The 5,042-nt window shown below is 59.2% G+C and carries 3 protein-coding genes and 1 pseudogene; all 4 read right to left on the reverse strand.

The genetic code is table 11. The features are described 5' to 3' along the window. Positions 1 to 254, reverse strand: a pseudogene (locus ACPLUI_RS10690) (sensor histidine kinase); the annotation flags it as partial. Beyond that, on the reverse strand, positions 251 to 916 hold the full coding sequence (locus ACPLUI_RS10695) for a response regulator transcription factor (protein ID WP_424660250.1): 666 nt from the start codon (positions 914 to 916) through the stop codon (positions 251 to 253). The pseudogene ACPLUI_RS10690 and the gene ACPLUI_RS10695, both read right to left, overlap by 4 nt. A gap of 176 nt (positions 917 to 1,092) precedes the next feature. Further along, a protein-coding gene (gene prfB, locus ACPLUI_RS10700) for a peptide chain release factor 2 (RefSeq protein ID WP_424660251.1) occupies positions 1,093 to 2,194 on the reverse strand; the annotation gives its coding sequence in 2 pieces (ribosomal slippage) (positions 1,093 to 2,124 and positions 2,126 to 2,194; 1,101 coding nt in all). Between the two features lie 341 nt (positions 2,195 to 2,535). After that, the coding region (gene secA / locus ACPLUI_RS10705) for a preprotein translocase subunit SecA (protein WP_424660252.1) at positions 2,536 to 5,042 on the reverse strand (2,507 nt) is incomplete at its 5' end.

Consider the following 5,042-nt stretch of genomic DNA (forward strand, 5'->3'; position numbering starts at 1 on the left):
GTCCCGTCATCCAAAACAATAAAATCATGGATACGAAAGTCCTGCGGGCCTGCCACAGGGGGCGCGGGAGGTGGTCCGGGAGGCGGCGACCCCCGGCCGTCACTTTTTTTCGGCGGTACGTTCGGTTCCATCATGGTAACCGTAAAATAATTGCGGATCAGGAAAGGCATAACGAGTATGACGACCACATACACCAGCAGGCTTACCAGCGAGAGGGCCAGCCACATTTTGACCGTCAGGGAGATTTTTTTCATTTCACCGTCATCCTGTACCCGAAGCCATAGATGGTTTCAATGCGCAGGTCCGGCATTTTTTTCCGCAGCCGCCGCACAAGGTCATCCACGGACCGGTCGCTGCCGACATAGTCCCCGCCCCAAACATGGTTGATGATCTGCTCCCGGGATAGAGCCTGTCCCCTGTTTCTGGCAAAATACAAAAGCAGGTCGAATTCCTTCGATGTCAACTCAATTTCATCCCGCCCCTTGAGGACCATGCGTCTGTCTTCATCCAGGACATAGGGGTGGAGGCTGATCAATGAACTCCCGGACTTTGGCCTGTACACCCGTTCCAGGAGACGGTGCGCGCGGATAACCAGTTCGCGGGGTAAAAATGGTTTGGCCAGGTAATCGTCACTTCCCATTTCCAGACCTATAATGCGGTCCAGGTCGGCATCCCTGGCCGATATGAAGATCACAGGAACGTCCGGCGACGCCTCTTTGATGCTGCGCAGGAGCTGATAGCCATCGATATCCGGAAGCATGATGTCCAGAATCCAGAGGTGCGGGTGCTCATGTATGGCCCGCAGGGCGGACTGACCATCATTGAAGGACCGTACTTCCCAGCCTTCTTTTTCCAGGTAGGAGACCAGTATATTGCTCAAGTTGACTTCATCTTCAACCAGGAAAACGCGGAACAAACCCCGACCCCCCTATTTTCCATCGTACCAAAAAGCCAGACTCTCACGGAAAAGAGTCCGGCTTACCTTATTAACCAAACTTTACACTTATTATATAGAGGGATTGTTAAAGAATCATCAAGGAATTATGGGAAAATGTAAAAAGACAAATAAAACCAGTGCGCGTGGCACTGGTTCTAACCCTTTGCCTGCTGCCGCAAATAGGCGGAGATAAATTCGTCTATCTCCCCGTCCATGACCGCCTGGACGTTGCCCACCTCCACCCCGGTACGGTGGTCCTTGACCAGACTGTAGGGGTGAAAAACGTAAGAGCGGATCTGGTTGCCCCAGGCGATCTCCCCCTGCTCGCCCCGCAGGGCGGCCAGTTCGGCCTCCTTTTTCTTCATTTCCAGGTCCAGAAGCTTTGCTCTGAGCAGCTTCATGGCCGCGTTACGGTTGGCAATCTGGGAGCGCTCGCTCTGGCACTGGACCACGATACCCGTGGGCAGGTGGGTGATACGCACCGCAGACTCGGTTTTATTCACGTGCTGCCCGCCGGCCCCGCTGGAACGGAAGGTGTCGACCTTCAAATCTTCGGGCCTGATTTCCAGCTGTACATCTTCTTCCACCTCGGGGAGCACATCAACCGAAGCAAAGGAGGTGTGCCGCCGGCCGGCGGCATCAAAGGGGGAAATGCGCACCAGCCGGTGGACGCCCTTCTCCGCCCGCAGGTAGCCGTAAGCGTTGGGGCCGGTTACGGAAAAGGTTACGCTTTTTATACCCGCCTCGTCACCGGGCAGCAGATCCATGATGGAAACGCGGTAACCCTTTTCCTCGGCCCAGCGGGTGTACATGCGAAGGAGCATCTGCACCCAGTCCTGGGCTTCGGTGCCGCCCGCCCCGGCATGGAGGGAGACAATGGCGTTCCCCCGATCGTAAGGGCCGCTCAGCAGCACCTCCAGCTCCATCTTCTCCACCCGCCGGGCCAGCTTCTTCAGCTCCCCGGCCACTTCCCGGGCCACCGCCTCGTCCTCCTCCTCTTCGCCGAGGGCCAGGAGTACGGACAGGTCCTCGTGAGCCCGGGCCAGTTCCCGGTACTGGGCCACCCGGTCCTTTAAAACGGCCAGTTTCTGCGTCAACTGCTGGGCCCGTTCCTGGTCGTTCCAGAAACCGGGGTCCAGCATGGCTTCCTCAAGGCGCTTTATCTCTTCTTCCTTCCCGGCAATGTCAAAGAGAAACCCTCAATTCTTCAATGCGTTCACCCAGGTTCTCGAGCTCCCGGGATAAATCGGCGTACATGCCATTCACCTCTTGTTATTTGATGGCTTGTAAACATTCGGTAAACCCGGTTGGGTGCGGCGCTGTCCCCGCTCACTCCAGTGCTCCGCGTCGACAGCACCTCGGCTCGCTTCGGACCGGCTCTGGCTCTCTGCGGATTACCATCGATATTGTTGTCTCTCGATCATAATTAAACTGACCGATGTGTCACTGGCAGGTGTTTTTTCACTTGCTGTCATTTGGCGTCCTCGAGAGCCGAGCCGGCAACCTCGCTTCACCGGGTGCTGTTACCGGCGCTTCGCAAGTCGTTCGCTCCGGACAGCGCCGCACCCCCCTAGCGGAACTGAATACTTACGATGGCTTTAGCTTGCGGCCGCGCGGCCGCAGCATTTCTTGTATTTCTTACCGCTGCCGCAGGGGCAGGGATCGTTGCGCCCCACCTTTTGTTCCCGGCGCACCGGCTGCCGGGGTCCTTCCTCCTGGTAGCGGTTTTCCACCAGCTTTCGCTCCTGCGGCTGCGGAGCCTGCACCACGTTGACCCGGTAAATATAGCGTACCAGGTCCTCCTGGATGCTGGCGATCATGTTCTGGAACATTTCGTAGGCTTCAAATTTATACTCCACCAGGGGGTCCTTCTGCCCGTACGCCCGGAGTCCGATGCCTTCCCGCAGCTGGTCCATGGCGTCCAGGTGGTCCATCCACTTCTCGTCCACAATACGGAGCAGCAGGACCCGCTCCAGCTCCCGCATGGTTTCGGCGCCCAGCTCCGATTCCCGGGCTTCGTAAGCAGCCAGGGCCCTCTCCTTGAGCTCTTCGATGATCTGCCGGCGGCCCATGTCGGTGAAATCCCCGGGGGTGAGCTTGTGGTCCGGGAGGAAGAGCTGCCCGGCATAATTCAAAAGCCCCGCCAGGTCCCACTCATCCTCGTGCACCCCCTCGGGGCAGTACGTGTCCACCGCCCGCTGGACAGTCTCGGCAATCATCTGCAAGACGACTTCTTTGAGATTTTCGCCCATGAGAACCTGCCGCCGCTGGCGGTAGATCACTTCCCGCTGCTGGTTCATCACGTCGTCGTACTGCAGGACGTGCTTGCGGATGTCGAAGTTGCGTCCTTCCACCCGTTTCTGGGCGGTCTCGATGGACCTGGTGACCAGCGCGTGCTCGATGGGCATATCTTCTTCAATGCCCAGCCGGTCCATGAGCCCGGCGATATTCTCGGAACCGAACAGCCGCATCAAATCATCTTCCAGGGAAATAAAGAACTGGCTCGAACCCGGGTCCCCCTGGCGGCCCGCACGTCCGCGCAGCTGGTTGTCAATGCGCCGGCTTTCGTGGCGCTCCGTACCGATGATGTGCAGCCCGCCCAGGGCCACCACCCGGTCGTGCTCCTCATCAGTGATTTTTTTGTATTTCTCCAGAGCGGCCCGGTAGAGCTCCCGCACCTGAGGATCGTCGTCAGCCGGGTCGTACCCCTGCTGGCGCAGCTCGGCCTGGGCCAGGAATTCCGGGTTACCCCCCAGGAGGATGTCGGTACCCCGCCCGGCCATGTTGGTGGCAATGGTCACCGCCCCCAACCGCCCGGCCTGGGCCACGATTTCGGCCTCCTTGTCGTGGTATTTGGCGTTCAACACCTGGTGGGGGATGCCCCGCCTTTTCAGCATCTGGCTCAAGATCTCCGACTTCTCGATGGAGATGGTACCGACCAGCACGGGCTGGCCGGTGGCGTGGCGGCGGGCAATCTCCTCCACCACCGCCCGGAACTTGGCCTGTTCGGTCTTATAAACCACATCGGGCAGGTCCCTGCGGATCATGGGCTTGTGGGTGGGAATGACCACCACGTCGAGTCCGTAGATCTTGCGGAATTCCTCCTGCTCGGTGGCCGCGGTGCCCGTCATCCCGGCCAGCTTCTTGTACATGCGGAAGTAGTTCTGGAAGGTGATGGTGGCCAGGGTCTGGGACTCCCGCTCCACCCGCACACCTTCTTTGGCCTCGATGGCCTGGTGCAGGCCGTCGCTGTAACGGCGCCCGAACATCAGCCGGCCGGTGAATTCGTCCACAATGATCACCTGGCCGTCCTTGACCACGTAGTCGCGGTCCCGCTTCATCAGGGCATGGGCCTTCAAGGCCTGGTTCAGGTGGTGGGTCAGCTGCATGTGCTGGTCGTCGTAGAGGTTTTCCACGCCCAGCATTTTTTCCACCCTGGCCACGCCCTCTTCAGTAAGGGTAACCGTGTGCGCCTTTTCATCCACCGTGTAGTCGACGTCCTTCTGCAGCTTTGGTACCAGGCGCGCGAAGGTATAATACAGATCGGTGGCCTTGTCGGCCTGGCCGGAGATGATCAGAGGCGTGCGGGCCTCGTCGATGAGAATGCTGTCCACCTCGTCCACGATGGCGTAAAAAAGTTCCCGCTGCACCAGCTGGTCCGGGTGGATGGCCATGTTATCACGTAAATAGTCAAAGCCGAATTCGTTGTTGGTACCGTAGGTCACGTCGGCAGCGTAAGCCCTGCGCCGTTCGGCCGTATCCAGACCGTGCACGATGAGACCCACGGAGAGGCCCAGAAACTTGTAAATCCGGCCCATCCACTCGCTGTCCCGGCGGGCCAGGTAATCGTTCACCGTGACCACATGGACACCCCGGCCGGTGAGGGCATTGAGATACACCGGCAGCGTAGCCACCAGGGTTTTACCTTCACCCGTCTTCATTTCAGCAATTTTCCCCTGGTGCAGGACGATACCGCCCATCAACTGAACATCAAAATGGCGCATCCCCAGGACCCGCCGGCTGGCCTCCCGCACCACGGCAAACGCCTCGGGCAGGAGGTCGTCCAGGGTGGCCCCTCTTGCCAGGCGCTCCTTGAATTCCCCGG

The organism is Desulfofundulus sp., assembly GCF_049701015.1.
Classification (GTDB): domain Bacteria; phylum Bacillota; class Desulfotomaculia; order Desulfotomaculales; family Desulfovirgulaceae; genus Desulfofundulus.